The organism is Tenacibaculum tangerinum, assembly GCF_029853675.1.
Lineage (GTDB): Bacteria > Bacteroidota > Bacteroidia > Flavobacteriales > Flavobacteriaceae > Polaribacter > Polaribacter tangerinum_A.
On the sequence record NZ_CP122539.1, the window covers coordinates 766,302 to 784,535 of the forward strand.

At 32.3% G+C, this 18,234-nt stretch carries 10 protein-coding genes and 2 pseudogenes; 8 read left to right on the forward strand and 4 right to left on the reverse strand.

Annotation, left to right across the window (positions count from 1 at the left end; all coding sequences use genetic code 11):
* Positions 1–142 precede the first annotated feature (142 nt).
* Complete coding sequence (locus P8625_RS03260; protein WP_279652068.1) at positions 143–5,662, reverse strand: alpha-2-macroglobulin family protein; 5,520 nt, start codon at positions 5,660–5,662, stop codon at positions 143–145.
* 241 nt (positions 5,663–5,903) lie between these two features.
* On the opposite strand from P8625_RS03260, the gene miaE reads away from it, so the two are divergent.
* Positions 5,904–6,485 (forward strand): tRNA-(ms[2]io[6]A)-hydroxylase, encoded by a 582-nt coding sequence (miaE, locus tag P8625_RS03265; RefSeq protein ID WP_279652069.1) that lies wholly within the window; start codon positions 5,904–5,906, stop codon positions 6,483–6,485.
* A 273-nt stretch (positions 6,486–6,758) separates the two neighbouring features.
* Positions 6,759–7,196, forward strand: coding sequence for a DUF4268 domain-containing protein (locus P8625_RS03270; RefSeq protein ID WP_279652070.1), 438 nt, complete (start codon positions 6,759–6,761; stop codon positions 7,194–7,196).
* Between the two features lie 221 nt (positions 7,197–7,417).
* On the opposite strand, the gene P8625_RS03275 is transcribed toward P8625_RS03270, so the two are convergent.
* Complete coding sequence (locus P8625_RS03275) at positions 7,418–7,753, reverse strand: DUF4870 domain-containing protein (protein WP_279652071.1); 336 nt, start codon at positions 7,751–7,753, stop codon at positions 7,418–7,420.
* A gap of 259 nt (positions 7,754–8,012) precedes the next feature.
* Between P8625_RS03275 and mnmE the strand changes: the two are divergent.
* Positions 8,013–9,406: pseudogene (gene mnmE, locus P8625_RS03280) on the forward strand (tRNA uridine-5-carboxymethylaminomethyl(34) synthesis GTPase MnmE).
* A 326-nt stretch (positions 9,407–9,732) separates the two neighbouring features.
* On the opposite strand, the gene P8625_RS03285 reads toward mnmE, so the two are convergent.
* Positions 9,733–10,443, reverse strand: coding sequence for a hypothetical protein (locus P8625_RS03285; RefSeq protein ID WP_279652072.1), 711 nt, complete (start codon positions 10,441–10,443; stop codon positions 9,733–9,735).
* 136 nt (positions 10,444–10,579) lie between these two features.
* Here P8625_RS03285 and P8625_RS03290 point away from each other — a divergent pair, with 136 nt between their 5' ends.
* From P8625_RS03290 to P8625_RS03300, 3 genes are all read left to right on the forward strand, one after another.
* Positions 10,580–10,912 (forward strand): hypothetical protein, encoded by a 333-nt coding sequence (locus P8625_RS03290; protein ID WP_279652073.1) that lies wholly within the window; start codon positions 10,580–10,582, stop codon positions 10,910–10,912.
* Positions 10,913–12,565: 1,653 nt separating this feature from the next.
* Positions 12,566–13,660 carry an outer membrane protein assembly factor BamB family protein gene (locus tag P8625_RS03295; protein WP_279652074.1) on the forward strand — a complete coding sequence of 365 codons (1,095 nt, stop codon included), beginning with the start codon at positions 12,566–12,568 and terminating at the stop codon, positions 13,658–13,660.
* Between the two features lie 143 nt (positions 13,661–13,803).
* Entirely contained in the window at positions 13,804–14,418 is a 615-nt protein-coding gene (locus P8625_RS03300; protein WP_279652075.1) for a hypothetical protein, read from the forward strand.
* Positions 14,419–14,463: 45 nt separating this feature from the next.
* Here the strand turns inward: P8625_RS03300 and P8625_RS16430 are convergent.
* A pseudogene (locus P8625_RS16430) lies at positions 14,464–15,438 on the reverse strand (IS110 family RNA-guided transposase).
* A 356-nt stretch (positions 15,439–15,794) separates the two neighbouring features.
* On the opposite strand from P8625_RS16430, the gene P8625_RS03310 reads away from it, so the two are divergent.
* Together P8625_RS03310 and P8625_RS03315 are read left to right on the forward strand one after the other, a co-directional pair.
* Positions 15,795–16,394, forward strand: coding sequence for a DUF4738 domain-containing protein (locus P8625_RS03310; protein ID WP_279652076.1), 600 nt, complete (start codon positions 15,795–15,797; stop codon positions 16,392–16,394).
* 163 nt (positions 16,395–16,557) lie between these two features.
* Complete coding sequence (locus tag P8625_RS03315; protein WP_279652077.1) at positions 16,558–18,228, forward strand: MutS-related protein; 1,671 nt, start codon at positions 16,558–16,560, stop codon at positions 18,226–18,228.
* Positions 18,229–18,234 lie beyond the last annotated feature (6 nt).

Consider the following 18,234-nt stretch of genomic DNA (forward strand, 5'->3'; position numbering starts at 1 on the left):
CCCGAGCCTAATCAGGTCGACACTCCAAGCCTAATCATAACGACAACCCGAGCCTAATCAGGTCGACATTCCATAAAAAAAGCTCATAGATACTACCAACTATGAGCTTTTAAATATTCTAGTTTAGATTCTTCCTTGGCATCTACTTCGTTACCTCAATCCATTGTCCTTTCGTGCGTGCCATATAATCGTTATCGTACATGGCTTCTACTTGTATGCCTGGTAAATAATACTTTCCTAAATACGATGCGTTTAATAACACATTAAACGTCTTCGTTTCATACTTTTTCAACGTAAAATAGTTGCTAATTCTTGCATCTCGTATATCGGTATAATCTACGTCAGAAGATGTGGTATTGTTTCCAAAATCAGTAAAACGAGTATTGATAATTTCCCATCCTGAAGGAAGGTATTGTGTTAACGCTACATTTTCTATAGTTTGGCTTGTTGGATTCTTCACCGTGACTTCTGCTATAAAATTAGTTCCCTGCGATAAATTATCTGGAGTAATTCGAGTGCCATCTTTTGTTTTATATACAATAGCGGTTTCTAAGTTCTTTTGGAATACCTTTTCTTCACCAACGGGTAAAATACCTTTGTTTAGTATGCGTACATATAAAACTCCGCTGTTTTTATTCGTTATTTTTAAAGAGTTTTCTTTTTGAATAGCGACTAAATCTTTTGCCAACAACGATTTTGAGGTACTTGCTTTTCCTGAGACTTTATTTAATATATAGGTTGTATTAATTCCGTTACTGCCTCCATTTTTTAGAGCATATTGACTCATGGCTAATAAGCTATAGGCTGTAGTTTGTGTACTCATCCAACGGTTGCTTGATAAGTTTTCGGCAATTTCTTTGGCTAGTTTCATAGATTTGCTCTCATCATCCAACAGCATGTAGGTTTCTAAAGACATTGCTTTGTTTCTCGTTTCAGAACCATAGTTTGAATAATATTGTTTTGTGTAGCTCTGTTCTGTGATTCCTTTTAAAATGGATTTAGCGATGGACTTTTTGCCAATTAAGGCATACGCACTTGCTAGCCTTGTTTTTGCTTCATTTGAAACTCCTGTTGATTCTCTCAAACGGTTCATCGAAGCTACATCGGGACTATTGGCTAAACACAAGGTATACAATCGATATGCTTGCGAAAGGGAGTTGTTATAGTAGCCTGTACTGTTTCTCCAAGTACGTGCCTGTTGTTTTTGATACCCAATCCATTTTGATTTGAAACCGATAGGCAATACATAGCCTTTCTTTTCTGCTTCTATCATAAAATGACCTGCATACGAGGTGCCCCAAATATCTGCGGTACTGTTTCCTTGCCAATATGACAATCCTCCATTAGATAATTGAAAGTCTGATAGTCGCTGAATGGCTGCTTTGATATTTCTTTCGGTTGAGGCTATCTTTTCTTTTGGCAACTCAAAAATTTCAGATACATATAACTGTGGAAAAGCACTTGAGGTTGTTTGTTCTACACATCCATGCGGATAACGAATTACATATTCCAAACGTTTGGTAAAATTCATGGGAGGTAAGGTTGACAATTCTAACGTAGCTTCATTGGTTCCTTTAGTTCCAAAGCTTGTAAAGTCAATTGCTCCTTGTTCGTTAGATTTTAACACCAAATCTTTTACTTCTGTAGTTATTGGATTCGGATTTAGCACATCAATCTCTACTTCATAAGACGCTTTTTCTCCTCCCGAACTGGCGTCTATTTTTACCTTACCTATCCCTTTAAAATCGTTTACTTTTAAGGTAAAATAGGTCATTTTCTCATCTGGCTGACTAAATGAAACGGTTTGTGTTTTATTTCCTACAATGGTATATGCTTCGTTCGGTTGTACGGTTACTTTTACATTTTTAATGTTTGGTTTCATCGCAAAAACAGTGACTGGTAAGGTTACCGTTTCTTGTGGTGTTATTTTACGAGGCAATGATGCTAAAATCATGACTGGTTTTCGTACAAAAGCTGTTTTTTCATCGCTACCATACGCCTCTTTGTTAGTGTCTGTAGCCACTACCATGGCTCGTACCGAACCAACATATTTTGGTATGTTAATCGTATGCTCTCTTATATCACCCATTTTTAAATCGAAAGGTCCTAAATAGGTAACCATTGGTTTAAATCGGTTGGCTTTTCTGTTTTTACTTCCCGCTTCTGCTTCATCACCTCCAATACTCAGTATTTGAGTTACTTTTCCGCCGTAAGCACCAATAACATCATCAAAAATGTCCCACGTTTTTACGCCTAAAGATTGGCGTGCATAAAAAACATCCCAAGGATTCGGTGTTTTAAAACGGGTTAAGTCTAACAAGCCTTCATCTACCAAAGCAATGGTATAGGTCATGGGTCTTCCATTTTCTTCTTTTATACGAATAGTAGCAGTTGATTCTGGTCGTAACTCATCTGCTAACTGAATTTTTGGTGCTAACTTCGTGGCTGGGTTATGTACCAACATAGGAATAGAACCGTACATACGAATGGGCAAATCGTTTAGGGTTTGACTGTGTTTTTGTAGCAACGATATGTTTACAAATACATTCGGTGTATAACTGGCTTTTACAGGAAAACTAAACGTGGTTTGTTGTGCTTGTGTTGGTACCCAGAAATAATCGACTACTTCGGTACCGTTTTCAATAGTAATAAATGCTTTTCCTCCTTCTGAAGACGGAAACTTCACGGTTGCTTTTTCATTTACTTCATACGATTCTTTATCGGTGGTAAACACCAACATGGTAGCATTGCTCTTGTCTTGATTTCCTTTTTTCTTAGCATACCAAGAAGGCCAATCGAAATACACGACACTTGAGGTTACATGCTTACTTTTTGAATCTTTTACTTTTATTAAATAACGTCCCCAATCGTTTTCATCAATCTTTAATTTAAAAGCACCTTTACCACTCGCATTTGTAGTTACTTGTAGTTTTTTATAAGGTTCATGGTAACGAGTACCATCGTAACTAGACAATCCGTTATTTGAGGTATTCCACCACCAACGCCACGATAACTTGTATACATTTACTTCTAAGGTGTTTTCAATTCCTGCACCTTCTTCATTTACAGAAGCTACATTAAAGGTATAGTCTTCATCGGTAAATAAATAGTTTTTAGATTTTGGTTCTTCTGCTTCTTGCAAACCTGCATACGATGTATAGGGTGATATTTTTTTAGAAAACACATCGGTACTAAAGTCTCCTCCGTTTTCATACACTTTAGTAATAAAGTTTGCTTTGAGCATTCCTGGTGCTTTGCTATCTAATGTGGGTTTTACCGAAAATTTCGTTGTCCCTTCATTGCTTAAATTTCCTTTTAATACTTTAAACTCTTCTGTTCCGAATCGACGCGTTGCATCGTCAAAATGATAGTTTTTAAATTTTGAAAACTCTGTCTTTGTTTGTGAGAATTTGCCATTGATATCTAACTTTAATCCTTTTGCTATGGCTCCGTGTAACCATGTTACCGCTACGTTTCCTGTAATTGTTGAATTTGCTTTAATAAATTCTGTATCTGTAGTCAGTTTAATCTTTAATCGATTCGGTTTGATGGTTTCAACCTTTAGTGTTTTGTTGAAAACAGCCCCTCCAACACTTACGCGTAATTTCCAATTACCAGTAATGGCATCTGGATTTGTTCTTGGTGCATAGGCATATACATTGTTTGATTTTTTTGGAAGTACTTTTCTATCAATTATTTTTCCTTGTGGATTGATTAATTCAAACTTTATGGGATGTTCTTCTGGAATTGGGTTCGCATTGTCGTTTAAAACAAAGGTTAAAAACAGTTGATCTCCTGGTCGCCAAACACCACGCTCTCCATAAATATATCCTTTAATTCCTTCTTGTAATTTTACTCCAGAAACATCAAATTTACTCATTGAAAGTGCTTCTCCGTCTTTCAATTTCACATAGGTGGTATTGTTGTTTTTGGTAACTACTGCAAAAAAGGCATTGGTCACATCAGAAAAAGAAACCATTCCTTCTTTATCGGTCGAAGCCGACGCTATGGGCTGTTTTTGTAAGTTGTATAAAGTTACCTTTGCTCCTTCAATAACGTTCGTACTAAGTATATCGCTAACTGCTACCAAAGTTGTATTATTATTCCCTTTTTTTACGATAACACCAATATTTGTAGCCAAAATGTTGGTGCTGATTCTTTTATCGTAGTAATATGAGGATGTGCAAGGATTTTCTCTGTCTCTCCATCTATAATCGTAGTAGTAATCGTTATAATAATTAGGACTGTCATAGCTTTCAGTTGCAATCTCTTTTTTTCCAAAAACGATGGTTTTGGTTGAAGTTCCTTCAGCACATTTATAATTTGAATAGTCTTGACTGAATGAAAACTCTACTCTATACATCGCCCCGTTTTCTACTTTTACGATATCCGCTAAATCAATAGCAAACGCATTTTCTTTACCCAAATCTACTCCTTGATTGCTTAGGTTCATGGTGTATTTTGCTACAGGACGCCCAACATAACGCAAATCTCCTTGGTTATTCAAGTTATTATATTGTAAAAACTGTAATACATTGTCTTTATAAATTTTATATACGGTTGCATCAATAGCTTTTAAATTAACGGCACTAAAATTTATTTTTAAATTGTCTGAGGTCGGAAGTATCGATCCGCTTTTTATAAGTGTTACTGCTGGTTTTAACTCTTCAAAATACACCGTTTTAATTACATTTTCTTTCAATGTATAGCCGTCTACACTCTTAATTCCTTTAAAAATTTCTATCTCAACCTTCTGTGTAAATGACGATTTTGGATATAGTGTTACTTTGTTGCTATGTATCTTGTAGGTAAAAGCTCTTTTTTGGGTATTTAAAAACTGAATCAATCCTTTTAAGTTTTGTGATTTTTCTATGGGATCTGAAAAGTTTATTTCAATATGTTGTTTCTCTGTATCCAACACATCTACACTCAACACTTTAAAGTTATTTTTTCCTGTAATGGTTACCTCTCTGCTTCCTTTAGATGCTGATTGAATCGGAGCCCCTGTCCATGTAACCTTCAACTGTTTATCATCTTCAAAGCGTTCTATGCTGTCTATTTTAAAATAAATGTGAGCACTTACTTTTCCTGCAGTATTAAACTTTACGGGCAGCGACTTTCCGTTGTACGTAGCTTTTACCAAAGAGGATATAGTAGCTGTTTCTATCAAATCACTCGCCATTAATTCTCCCTCTACGGTATATAAATCTTTATTGTAAACGTTTGGAGATTGTAAGGCAACGTTAAATAATAGTTCCTTAGTTTTTACTTTTACTGTGAGTTTTTTTAACGACGAATCAATATCGTCATAAAGTTCAGATAAGTGAAGGGTAATGAAGTACTCTTGATTGCTTTGTAGCTTTTCGGTAGGTGTAAAGATGAGTTCGTTATCGTTAAATGCAACCGTGCCTTTTACTGCTGGTTGCATGGTAATAACTTTACTTGCCTCAAAATTTGTCGTTGGTTTCTTTTTTAATAGAAATTTTAAATTTGGTGTTGCAGAAATTAGTTTATTTGGAAAAACACTAATATACTCACTAAATTCATGGACATTACTTTCAGAGGTTTCAGATTTTTTACATCCGTAGGTAATAATCAGGAATAAAATTAATGTTAAATAAATTAGTCGTTGGTTACTTTTGTTGGGTAATGGTGTTTTCATTTTACAAGAAGTTACGTTTGTTTTCTTACTGCTTTTTAAAACTACATAAATTATTTTTTATTTAGGAATCTATTTAGAATTTGTAGTGACTAAATGAGAATTCGTAGTGACAAAGTATTTGATGCAACTTTTTTGACTCTTCTACTGTTTTTTATAACAATTCTAACAAATTTAACTATTTTACGCTATTTGTTGCCGAGTTCTTTCTTATATTTTACCTTTACACTCTTAATATTATAGTATGCTTGGATTACAATTTGATACCGAAACTTCATGGGTTGAAGTTGCTAAAAATGGATTAGAACAGTTATTAACAGACCATGCTTTTGCAGAACAAAAAGCAGCCTCGAATGCTGTATCGATTATTATTAATTACTCTGAAGAGACAGAACTAGTGAAAGATATGAGTGATATTGCCATTGAAGAAATGGAACATTTTAGAATGGTACACAACATCATGATAGAGCGAGGTATGGTTTTAGGAAAAGCTACTAAAAATGACTATGCTTTGAAATTGCAAAAGTTCTTTCCGCATACGGGTGACAGAACTGAAGCTTTAATTCACAGACTGTTGGTTGCTGCCTTAATTGAAGCTCGTAGTTGTGAACGTTTTAAAGTGTTTGCTGATAATATGGAAGATGAACAATTGGCTAAGTTTTATTTAGATTTAATGATTTCTGAAGCCAATCATTATACCTTGTTTTTAGGCTATGCGCGTAAGTATATGGACCGTGAAATTGTGGATAAAAAATGGAATGATTTACTCGCTTTTGAAGCTGCAATGATGCGCGAAAGAGGAACAACTGCCAAGGTGCATGGGTGATTTAGTGGAAAGTGGAACAATGTAGTAATGTAACAATGTGGCAATGTAGCAATGTAGCAATGTAGCAATGTAGCAATGTCGCAATGTGGCAATGTAGCAATGTGGCAATGTGGCAATGTAGCAATGTAACAATGTAACAATGTAACAATGTAGCAATGTAATTATTTAATTGGATGATTAGAGAATTTGAAAATGATCAGCTTGGTAAAAGTTTGATAATTGATAAATAAAAACTAAAAACTAATAGCTGATAACTAATAACTAATAAAACACGTGTTTAGTAAAGAAGAGTCTGCTCGTTTACGAAAAGAGTTTTGGACAAGTTTTGGAAAGTCTTTTCCTAGAAAGTGGCTGTTATACAATACCAAAATAAAAGGGTTTGCGTTTAAATTTCAAGCAGATAGAAAAAAAGCGTCTGTTTGTTTAGATTTCGAGCATCCTGAAGATATTGCTAATGAGTTGCTTTATGATCAGTTGCTTTCTCTAAAAAATATCTTAGAAACCGAGTATTTGCCTGAGGTTATTTACGATGATAGTTTTGAACTCGACAGTCACAAAATTATCCGTAGGATTTATGTTCCTTTCGATAAAAAATTTAGCATTCATAATAAAAATACTTGGAGAGATTGTTATGAATTTTTCGTAGAAACCATGACACAATTCGAGCTGTTTTTTTATGAGTACGAAGATTTTATAAAACAAGCGGTTTGATATTCTTATTTCTTTACAATCTCAACTAGAGAGAAACCTTACAGTTCAGCAAAACCATATCTTCATTAAAACAAGTAACTCTTAGTAATGAGAGGTCTCATCGCTTATATTTTGCGTTATTCGACATGATATGCTTTTGATGTTGAGTTACCTAAGCTTAGTAAATTTCATAAAAAAATCACCAATACGGTGATTTTTAAATACTGTATACTTTAAAAATTTTACACAAACTTTATCGAAAACGGATAACTGGGTTGTTCGTTGTTGCTTGCTTTGATGGCATTGAGTATCGGAAATATTATATAAAAAGCTCCAATGACCAACATTCCTAACAATCCTAATCCAAAAACAATGATTAATGGAATGCATACTAATAAGTATAAAAACATGGTGAGTCTAAAATTGATAATAGATTTTCCGTGCTCGTCCATATCTACTACTTCATCTTTCTTTACTGCCCATATAATTAGGGGTACGATTAATCCTCCTATTCCTGTTACAAAATCTAACAATTGACTTAAATGGGTTAATGCTAATAACTGACTATTTCTTTTCATCTTGTATAAATAAATGGTTGTATATAATAGACGTTTGGGTTTCAGTTTTGTTACAGTTTGTACTTTTTGGTCGCTCTGAATGCTAACAAAATTCTCTATGAAATTTCTTTTGTAAATCAGGTTTATTAAATGTTAACCTCATTCGTGGTTTCTTTCCTATATTTTACTGTAGTTTATGCTGCATTCTTTTTATTTTGTTTTACTTTTTAAAGCGTACTGCTTATTTGCGCCTAGATGATGGACTGTGTATATTTGCAACATGATACAAAACGATACCATTATCGCTTTGGCAACACCTTCTGGAGTTGGTGCTATTGCCATTATTCGTTTATCGGGCGAAAAATCAATTGAACTGGTTGATTCTTTTTTTCTTCTGTAAGAAAAGGAAAATCTTTAACTCAGCAACAATCGCACACCTTACATTTGGGTCATATCGTTCATAATGGTGTGGTAATCGATCAGGTATTGGTTTCTATTTTTAAGAATCCGCACTCCTACACTGGCGAAAATGTAGTAGAAATTTCATGTCATGGCTCTAGTTTTATTCAGCAAGAAATTATTCAATTATTTCTGAAGAATGGTTGTCGAATGGCTGACAATGGCGAATTTACCATGCGTGCTTTTTTAAATGGTAAGATGGATTTATCGCAAGCGGAAGCTGTTGCCGATGTGATTGCTTCAAATTCTGCTGCCTCTCATCAAATGGCGATTCAGCAAATGCGTGGTGGTATTACCAATGAGTTGAAAGAATTGCGTGGACAATTATTAGATTTTGCTGCGTTAATTGAGTTAGAGCTTGATTTTTCTGGGGAGGATGTGGAATTTGCCGACAGAACGAAATTTAAAGAGTTGGTGGCTAAAATAACTGCTGTTTTAAAACGATTGATTGATTCTTTTGCTTTTGGTAATGCCATGAAAAATGGGATTCCTGTTGCCATCATTGGCGAACCGAACGTAGGAAAATCTACCTTATTAAATGCTTTACTAAATGAAGAAAAGGCAATTGTTTCTGATATTGCGGGTACTACTCGCGATGCGATTGAAGATGAATTGATTATTGAGGGAGTAGTGTTTCGTTTTATTGATACTGCTGGGATTCGAGAAACGGAGGATATTGTTGAAAGTATTGGGATAAAAAAGGCGTATGAAAAGGCTGAAAATGCCCAATTGATTATCTTTTTAATCGATGCTAATAAATACATACATTCTAAAGAATTATTTTTAGAAGAGATTGAAACTATTAAAGAGCGTTTTCCTAACAAGCGTTTGTTGGTCATCGCTAATAAAATTGACACGTTATCTTGTCATGATATTGCTATTTTAGAATCTGAAATTGACAACTTGATTTTACTTTCTGCGAAACAAAATATAGGGGTGGATGCCTTAAAAAAAGAGCTTATTTCGTTGGTGAATATGGGGGCTTTAAGTAACAATGAAACGATTGTTACGAATTCTCGTCATTTCGAAGCATTGACTTTGGCATTAGAGAGTATTAATTCGGTTAAAAATGGTATTGAGTTGGGTATTTCTTCTGACTTATTTGCTATTGATATTCGTGAATGTTTGCGTCATTTAGGAAATATTACTGGTGAATACGACGTTGATAAGGATATTTTAGGTCATATTTTTGGAAATTTTTGTATCGGCAAGTAATTCACGTTCTAATTCTATAAAGATAGTATACAGTTCTTTTATACTTTGGCTTGATGTGTAAAACGTATAACGCATGAGGTTGCTAAATAACGAAAAACATAAATAATACACTTATGTGTCTCTTTTATTGGTCTTAAATGTAGTTGATGGTTATTAGATATTTGTATTTTAAAGTATCGTATTTTTTATAGTGAGATTACTATGCTTTGTTCGTAATGATGTAAAAATGAACTTCACGTGATTTGTCTTTGTTTGTGATGAACAATGATTTTAACCATTAGATAATTAAAAATCCTCGTAGGTTGAGAAGCCCACGAGGAATTTTTTTAAATGGATAATCCTTTTATTTGTTTGTATTCGTTAGAGGTTTGTCCGTATTGTGCTTTGACAAAGTTTTTTATATCCTGTGTTTGTTTGCTTAGGGTATTATATAGTTCTTTTCTTTGTTCTATGACGGGTTTTAAGGTAGCCAATGCTGTGTTTACTGCTTCTGTACTTGCTTCTGCTGCTGTTGCCAAGGTGGTTAAAGAGGCTATACTTAGGGTTTCGTTTGCTGGGGCATAGCTTTCTCCTAAGGTAGTGAGTATGTCGATGATGTTTTTAAAGTTTGCTACTCGACTTGCATAGGTTCTTTCTATTTGACTAATTGTTTTGGTATCGGTTTGTTCTTTGGTTGTCGCTTTTTTTGGCACTTGTCCGCGAATTTTGTTTACAAGGGTACTTATTTGTGAGAGTTCTATACTATCTTTTCCTTTTAGGGCTTCTACAAAGGCTCTTATGGGCGCTAGTTGCTTGTCTATAGCGTTTTCATTTTCTGTAAAAATCTTTTTTCGTTCGTTTGTTTTTAGCGTATAGTCTGCTTTTACGTTGTTGTAATTGGTTTGTAGGGTTTCTATCTGCTCGATAGTTTCGGTAAGTTTTGCTACAGATGCTTCTTCTACCGGTGGTTGATAGTTGGTAAAGTTGCTTACAATGGTTTTTAGTTTTTTGGCATTTCCTAGTCTGCTAGAAAATGACTTCTGTGATGTTGAAGACATAACAATTTGATTTAGGTTAAACAATTTTGGTTAAACTTATATTTTATTTGTTTGCTAGTCAAATTATCGTATCGCAATTCACTGTTTTTAACAGCTATTTAACGCTTCGTAAGATACTGTTGTTAAGATTTTTATAATGTATAATGCTCCTTTTAGCTTGTTAGACATTCCTATTGCTCTGCTAGGCTTTCCTGTTTGCTTGTTAGATGTTCCTCTTAGCTTGTTATACGTTCCTTTTGGCTTGTTAGGTGTTGCTCTTAGGTTGTTAGGTGTTTCTCTTAGCTTGTTAGGTGTTTCTCTTAGCTTGTTAGGTGTTAATGTTGGGTTGTACTACTACCCGATTAAGAATTTCTATCAATTTTTTATTGAGCTATGTATTCTAGTTATTGTTATTCATTTTTTCTTGATAAAAAACGAATCAAAAAATCAAGTCTGTAATCAGGAAATTGCTACGCAACACTCATTTTAAAAGCTTCATGCTTAAAGCCTTGGTTTGCAATTTCGCTTTTACATTCGTTATTTCTTATTACAGACCTGTTTTAAGTTTTGTCAATAATATTAGAAATCAGCTACCGAACGATTGTATTTTGTGGTGTGTCTATTAATTCATGCGACCGACATGTAAACAGTATCTAACTGACCTTTTTCTCCTGCATAATCTATAAAATTACAATACAGTTACTTTAGTTCTAGTTATTCATTTTTTCTTGATAAAAAAAGAATCAAAAAATCAAGTCTGTAATCAGGAAATTGCTAAGCAACACTCATTTTAAAAGCTTCATGCTTTAAGCCTTGCTTTGAAATTTCGCTTTTATATTCGTTATTTCTTATCACAGACCTGTTTTAAGTTTTGTGCATAATATTATAAATCAGCTACCGAACGATTGCATTTTGTGGTAGGTCTATTAATTCATACAATCTACATGTAAACAGTATCTAACTCACCTTTTTCTACTACATAATCTATAAAATTACAATACAGGTACTTTAGTTACTGTTATTCATTTTTTCTTGATAAAAAACGAATCAAAAAATCAAGTCTGTAATCAGGAAATTGCTACGCAACACTCATTTCAAAAGCTTCATGCTTAAAGCCTTGCTTTGCAATTTCGCTTTTACATTCGTTATTTCTTACTACAGACCCGTTTTAAGTTTTGTACATAATAGTAGAAATCAGCTACCGAACGATTGTATTTTGTGGTGCGTCTATTAATTCATATAACCTCAATGCAAACAGTATCTAACTGACCTTTTTCTACTGTATAATCTATAAAACTACTATTCAGGTACTTTAGTTATTGTTATTCATTTTTTCTTGATAAAAAAACGAATCAAAAAATCAAGTCTGTAATCAGGAAATTGCTACGCAACACTCATTTTAAAAGCTTCATGATTAAAGCTTTGCTTTGCAATTTCGCTTTTACATTCGTTATTTCTTATTACAGACCTGTTTTAAGTTTTGTACATAATAGTAGAAATCAGCTACCGAACGATTGTATTTTGTGGTGCGTCTATTAATTCATATAACCTCAATGCAAACAGTATCTAACTGACCTTTTTCTACTGTATAATCTATAAAACTACTATTCAGGTACTTTAGTTCTAGTTATTCATTTTTTCTTGATAAAAAAACGAATCAAAAAATCAAGTCTGTAATCAGGAAATTGCTACGCAACACTCATTTTAAAAGCTTCATGATTAAAGCTTTGCTTTGCAATTTCGCTTTTACATTCGTTATTTCTTATTACAGACCTGTTTTAAGTTTTGTACATAATATTAGAAATCAGCTACCGAACGATTGTATTTTGTGGTGTGTCTATTATATCGTTAAAGCTTTCTTTAAAGAGACCATTCAATAATGTGTGTTACATATCATAAAAATTAATAGGTTTCTGGAATTCCGTAAGAATTTGTATACCCCTTGTAGTAAGTTCGTTGGAGTTATATAATTTATTAACAAATAACAATATCGCGTTAATAACTTTGTTTTAGGTAAAGCTTTGGTTTTAATATATTTGATAACATATAGAAATGGCTAAACTTTACGATATCCCATGTTTTTATCGGGATAACAAAACTAAAGTTTGGGATAAAACGAGTTGGCAACAATATCAAAAACACAATGAGAATAATTTACAGTATTGTTTTCCTATTTTTTTTATTCAGTTGTAAGGAAAAAATTGAATTTCATCAAAATCTTGATTTGATTTGGAAAACTAAAGATGTAAATTGGAGCACAAGTTCATTAAAATTAGATAGTGACTTTATCTATGGATACACAATGAATGATAGTGTGTTTAAATTAAACGTATCTACTGGAAAAATGTTATGGAAAAGATATTCACGTGGTAGTTATGCTAATTTAAGTCCTGAAATTTACAAAGAAGGTATTTATTTTGGTGGAGCAGATGCATTAAAGGCTTTCAGCACAAATGGAGATTTACTTTGGTCAGAATCCACAAGTTCAAAAACAATTGGACTAATAATTATTGATTCGATAATATTTAATACTAGATCTAGTAAAGGACTATTTGCAAATCATTTAAAAAATGGAAAAGAATTATGGAGTATTGAACCTGATTATCAATTGTTATCAACATCTAAACCTTCACTAAAAGATAGTCTATTGATTATTGGAAATTTTAATTACAAAAAGAATATTGGGAATCATTTAACTTGTATTAATCTTAACAAGAAGGATATTGAATGGGAAATTGTTAATAAAGGATATTTAAACAGTCAAGTAATTATTGATAATAAAAGTGTGTTTTTCAATTCTGATTCATCATATCTAAAAGGGTTCACTTACAAAGCGGATTTAGTAACTGGTAAAATATTATGGAAGATTAGAACAGATCCCGAAGTATTCTTAAAACCATTACTAAATAATTATAAACTTTATATAAATTCCTATGAAAATGGCATTATATGTTTAGACACTAAAAACGGAGAAATTATTTGGAATACCAAAAATAAAAATTTAGATGCTGGAACTGACTTTATACTTCATAAAGAAATACTATACTTTGGAACACAGGACAGAAAATTTTTAGGAATAAATGGAAAAGGCGAAATAGTATTTAAATCCGAATTTGAATATGGAATTGGTAATCCATTTATTTACAAAGGAGATATTTATGTTAACGACGGAAATGGAAGATTATTCAAAATAAAAAATACAGTTGCCAACATCGGGTATGCAACATTTGGCGATTAGTGTTTTGCGTTCAGTTTTAGCTCGCATTTCGTTTTTCGCAACGGGAGACAGATATTCGCTCCGAAGAGCCAAACATTGCATACCCAAAACGTTAGGCACAAGCAAAAAAAACCGAGAATAAAATGGCAGTTTGGCAATACCAATTGAATATCGTTCCAAAGAAAACTATACTCGAAAAATACGGAACTATTCCAAATGAACTTTTAATTAACGATGAAGGTTGGGAAAAATATTGGGAAAATATAGTTGATATTGAAAACTTACCTGAACCTGATTTTGAAGATGCAAATACCATAAAATGGTGGAAAAATATTAAAATCGAAATAAAAAAAACGACTGAACAGATTGACAAATTAGTTACGCGAGCAAATTGGGGACAAGATTCATTGGACTCTATAAATTGGAAAGGAAATTCGGAAATTAAAGAAGACAATGACTGTTTTTTATCTTTTGACCCAAAAACTCAAATTATAGAAGATTTTCATTTTCGAACAGATTTAAGGAAAAAAGAAAATATTACCATTTTTTTGAACGGAATGCTCAATTTATGTGAGCGAAATGATTTAATGGTTTTTAATACAAATGGAATTTTACTTGAGCCAAAATCCGAATTGATATTTGAAGACTTGAAAAAATCAAACGCAGTAAAATTTTTGACAGACCCAGAAAAATTTATTGATAAGATTGCGGAAAAAGAAAATAATAGAAAACCAAAAAAAGATAGTTTTTGGTCGAAAATAAAAGCACTTTTGGAATGAAAAGCCAGTGCCTAACAAAGAACTGAGGATAAAACCAAATAAAATTTAATAAATTTTGGCTAAAGTACTTCTGTAATTTTCGTCATAGGGTAATCCATTTTTAACCACAGCAAAAGCTTGTTTTAGTAATTTATTACAAATTGCTATTAATGCTAATTTTTTACTCTTTCCTTTTGCCACAATGCGGTCATAAAGTGCTTTACATGCCTTGTTGTATTTACAGGCATTGAAACTGCATAAAAACAATAAATTCCTAAGTTTTACATTGCCTATTTTACTTATTCGAGCTTTGCCTTTTACGCTACTTCCTGACTCCCTGATTAAGGGTGTTATTCCTGCATAACTACACAATTGTTTGTAGTTATCAAATCGTTCAAAATTATCTGTCAAAACCAATAATTGTATTGCTGTTTTTTCTCCTATACCAGGAATACTTTTTAATAATGTCAAACTTTCTTGGTGATTATCTTTTACACTTTTTAGAAGCTCCTTTTCCAAATTTTTCATCTCTTTTTGTAAGCTTTTTAATTGCTTCTTTAACGACTTTAAGACTATGTTTGAAGGTGTGCCCAAAGTCATTTCACCATGGATTTTATTTTTTAATTGAGTGCTTTGTTTTGTATAAACACTAAGTAATCTAGATAGTTGTAAGTTTTCTTGTCACTTTTTTGAATCACCAAACCATTGTCTCGGATTCATTTGTTTGCCATAATCTTGGATAAGTTTCGAATCGCTCTTGTCTGTTTTTATTTTTGATAATTTCATCTGTCCAAATCGCTTAATCTTTAAAGGGTTTACCACAGAAACCTTGACTCCTTGATCTAACAAATAATACGCTAATTGATGATGGTAATAACCTGTTGCCTCCATCACACAATGAGAGTCAACAACAAGAAGCTTTTTAAATTTTTTAAACCCTAAAAGGGTATTTTTAAATTGATGATTTTTACCGTCAAAATCACATACATCAAAGACATCTTTACTAATGTCTATTCCAAAAATTTGCGTATTTTTATGTATAACAAAAAAAATGATAAAGAGCCAATCTACAGAGAATTCAACAACTTAAAATCGAAGTCTATTACTTCATAGAACTGAACTAATTTAACGTAGAAAAGAGAGGGGATTTTGAATGTTGACGAGATACAATTCTCACCGTATATAATAACCTTATTCCTCTCTTTGGTTCTTTTGATTTATATTTTATTTAGTACCTAAATTTAATAAAATGCTAACTTAAGCCGTATAAAATTAATTGCTAAATTAGTTCCTAACAAAAGGTCATTGCAGTTTTGCTAACTCTGATTTTCCTGCGGAAAATCCTCTCACACAAAACCGCAGCTATTTTTATACCAAACGTGCAACCAAAAGAAACAATGAAAAGTCAATTTCTAATATTGATAATGTCAATCATTTTTTTCAGCTGCAGTGAGCAGAAAAAAGAAAAATTGGCAGTTGAAAAGAAACCTGAAAGTGTTGAGACTTCAAAAAAGCGAATCGACACTTTGACAATTTCTGAACGTCAAAATTTAACAGACAAAAGCGTCATTGAACGATACTTCCCTGAAGAAAATGAAACCGTAAAATTTGACACAATTATATCCGCTCAAAATCTTAAAATTTCGATTCAAAGTACAACTCTTGACTCATACGTTACAAACGAATTTGAAAGTGACGGGATAAAGTATATTGATAAGTATAGGGACAGCAAAAAGCATTTAAGAATACTAAAGGGAAACCAATTAATCTTGGACACTACGTTCGTTAAAGAAACCTTTGTGGATTATGCAGGACAAGATTTCCTTGATATTGCGAATTTGCACGGATATTGGTTCAATGGAATTGATGAAAACGTACTTGAATTTTTTGGAGCAATTAACAAACCCGAAACGGATTGGTCATATGCATTTTATCATTTTTTTGACTTATCAAATCAAAAGTTTAGAATCGAAGAACATATTGACGAAGAAATATAATAAAGGCAGCACACAACAAAACCTATACGCAATGCCCTTCGGGATACTGCGCATAGCCAAACCGTTGCCAGTAATGTAAAAACACCTCGTTAAAATTCAGCAGATGAACAATAAACTGAACATTTTTTGTAACATTAAATAGAAATTGAACACTAATTGTTCAATGATTAAAGATATAATATTTCAAATAAAATACTCGTTTTCTCAAATATCCTTCAATCGAAAAAGAGAGTTAAATCAAAGGTTAAAAGAATCATTTGGAAAACTGAAAGATGATTCCTTTGACTTTAATAACATAGAAAAATACTTCAGAAATAAAGATAATTCAAAAGCATATCAAGTATTATCAGACAAAACTTGTAACGACTTGGATTTTGATGATTTGTTTATGTTTCTTGACCGAACTCATTCAAAAGTAGGTCAACAATACTTTTACAATAATCTTCGGACAATAAAAGTAAATGAAAAGCAAACCAAGCTAAACGAAGAAATAGTAACCGAATTATCAAAAAATTTCAAATTAAGAATTTCGGTTCAAAAAAAGCTTGAAAAACTAAAACATAAAGATGCTTACTACATAACTACATTATTTCAAGAAGAACACATTAATCAACCAAAATGGTTTTTTATTATAAAATTATTGTCGTTTACAAGTCTACTATCATTGATTTTTGGATTTTTTAATCCTATATTTTTCATAGTTCTATTAGGCGTTTTCTGCGTGAATTTTGTGCTTCATTATTGGAACAAAAATAATTTAGTACAATATGTAAGTTCAATTCCGCAGCTTTTAAGACTTAATAATATCGCTTCTCATTTATTTACAAACCCATTATTTAAAAAAATAAATCCTGACTTGCCAAAGTCAATAAAATTAATAAATGAAGTTAAAAATAGAATGTCATTTTTTCAACTCGAAGCTAAACTTCAAGGAGAATTTGAAATCATAGCTTGGTTTATATTTGAGATTTTTAAAACAATGTTTTTGCTTGAGCCTTTATTATTATTTGGAGTTTTAAAAAGGTTAAATAAAAAAAGAGAAGAAATAGAAAACGTTTTTAAGTTTGTTGGACATATTGATATGCTAATTTCAATAGCGTCTTTAAGAAACGGACTTAAAACATTCTGTTTGCCAATTATTAATGATGGAGATAAAATCATTGTTGAAAATATCAGTCATCCTTTAATTTTTAATTGCACAACTAATAGTATAAAAATATCTGAAAAATCCATACTTCTTACAGGCTCAAATATGTCTGGAAAAACTTCTTTTATTCGTGCAATTGGACTAAATGTAATAACTGGATTTACAATTAATACTTGTTTTGCAAAATCAATGACTTTTCCTTTGTTAAAAGTGTTTTCGGCTATCCGAATAAGTGATGATTTAATGAACGACAAAAGTTATTATTTTGAAGAAGTATTAACCATTAAGGAAATGCTTAAAGAGAGCGCAAGCAAAAATAAAAACCTGTTTCTTTTAGATGAAATATTTAAAGGTACAAATACAGTAGAGCGTATTTCTGCTGGAAAATCTGTTTTATCTGCTTTATCAAAGAATAATAATAAAATATTGGTTTCAACTCACGACATAGAATTAACCGATATGCTTTCGGACGAATATGATCTGTACCATTTTAGTGAAACAGTAAATGACAAGAATGTAGGTTTTGATTACAAACTGAAAGTAGGAAAATTAAAAAATAGAAACGCAATTAGAATACTTGAAATTAATGATTACCCAAAAGGGGTTGTGAAAGAAGCAATCGAAATAGCAAAAGAATTAGATAAAACATATTTAGCGAAAAACACTACTGGCAACAACGGTAGCTGATGCACA